1 protein-coding gene and 1 pseudogene are annotated in these 865 nt (G+C 55.0%); both read right to left on the bottom strand.

All coding sequences use genetic code 11. From position 1 onward, the window contains the following. A pseudogene (locus AWU74_RS06395) lies at nucleotides 1-223 on the bottom strand (hypothetical protein); the annotation flags it as partial. Nucleotides 224-430: 207 nt separating this feature from the next. Continuing rightward, nucleotides 431-712 (bottom strand): transposase, encoded by a 282-nt coding sequence (locus AWU74_RS06390; protein ID WP_059369599.1) that lies wholly within the window; start codon nucleotides 710-712, stop codon nucleotides 431-433. Nucleotides 713-865 lie beyond the last annotated feature (153 nt).

The following is an 865-nucleotide window of genomic DNA, read 5'->3' as shown; positions in this document are numbered from 1 at the left end:
CATAGCCGAGCGCGTTGAACTTGCGGTGGATATTGGGGGAGACGATGCTCTCGATTAAGCTGCCCAGCTGGTTGCCTATATTCCCGATTTCCCAGTGCACCGCCTTAATATCGCGGGCAAAGTCTTCCCGCTGTTCTTTCATTTGCCGGGCATTCTCTTGAAGCAGCGCCCAAAGCTGTTCAAAGCTCATTCTCGGTTCCGGATCCTGCGCGTGGTCGCTCATACTTGCCTCCTGCGTTCGGCGGCAGCCGAACACCCGATACTATATGCCTTTCGTGTGCATAAGGTAAGACCCTCTCACGAACCGTTTGGTGGGTATGAAGCGTTACCCCTACGGGGTAACGTCCGAGTTTGCCGCGCGTTGAAAGCGTGCGGCAAACTTGTACATATAGGGTGGTCGGCGCGTAGAGGCAAGGCTAGGTACGCGGACTTAAAGACAGAGGAACAAGCACCTGACATGAATGGCGGCGATAAAGGAACCAGAGAGCTTTGCGTAGCGCACAGCAATTCCCCGCCAGCGCTTGAGGGCACGGAAAACGTTTTCAATGATGTGCCGCGCCCGATACAGTTCATGACTGTACGCTCTCTGCTCTTTCCGTCTTTTAACCGGAGGGATGACTGTTGCTATATCAGCTTCTTTAAACATGCCGAGCAGTTCGTTCGTGTCATGCGCCTTGTCTGCGAGGAACGCTTCCGCCTCCAAATCCTCCATAAGGTGAGACGCTTAGCTGAAGTCCGCGACAGTACCGCTTGTCACAGCGCCGCCTGCTGGTATCCCGTACTCGTCAACCGCCAAATGTAATTTGCTGTTCAGCCCCCTTTTGTGCGGCTGATATCCTCACCTGCCGCCTCGTGCGCCGCATGC

This window comes from Treponema endosymbiont of Eucomonympha sp. (assembly GCF_001028545.1).
The sequence above is the reverse complement of the archived record's forward strand: the minus strand, read 5'-3'. Positions and strand labels throughout refer to the sequence as shown.